Origin of the sequence: Halomonas elongata, from assembly GCF_029081005.1 — a bacterium.
GTDB lineage: Bacteria > Pseudomonadota > Gammaproteobacteria > Pseudomonadales > Halomonadaceae > Halomonas > Halomonas elongata_B.
Genome location: NZ_JAJQTQ010000101.1, coordinates 1 through 442, shown reverse-complemented (window position 1 = coordinate 442; position 442 = coordinate 1). Strand labels below are relative to the sequence as shown.

The window sequence follows — 442 nt, the reverse complement described above, 5'->3', positions numbered from 1 at the left end:
CGTCTACCGCAATCGCTCCCGCCCCTGTCTGCAGTATCAGATTGGTCGCTGCCTGGGGCCGTGCGTGGCCGGGCTGGTCAGCGAAGAAGAGTATGCTCAGCAGGTAGAGTATGTGCGGCTGTTTCTCGCCGGCAAGGATGACCAGGTGCTGACCCAGCTCATCGCGCGGATGGAGAAGGCGAGCCAGAACCTGGAGTTCGAAGAGGCCGCGCGCATCCGCGACCAGATTCAGGCCGTCCGCCGCGTGACGGAGAAACAGTTTGTCTCCAACACCGGTGACGACCTCGACGTGATCGGCGTCGCCTTCGATGCCGGCATGGCCTGCGTGCATGTGCTGTTTATCCGTCAGGGCAAAGTGCTGGGCAGCCGAAGCTACTTCCCGAAAGTGCCGGGCGGCACCGAGCTGGGAGAGGTCGTGGAGACCTTTGTCGGCCAGTTCTAC

General features: G+C 62.9%; 1 protein-coding gene. It reads left to right on the top strand.

All coding sequences use genetic code 11. The annotated features are described in order from the left end of the window. Nucleotides 1-64: 64 nt before the first annotated feature. The coding region (locus LU493_RS19620) for a UvrB/UvrC motif-containing protein (RefSeq protein WP_275289482.1) at nt 65-442 on the top strand (378 nt) is incomplete at its 3' end.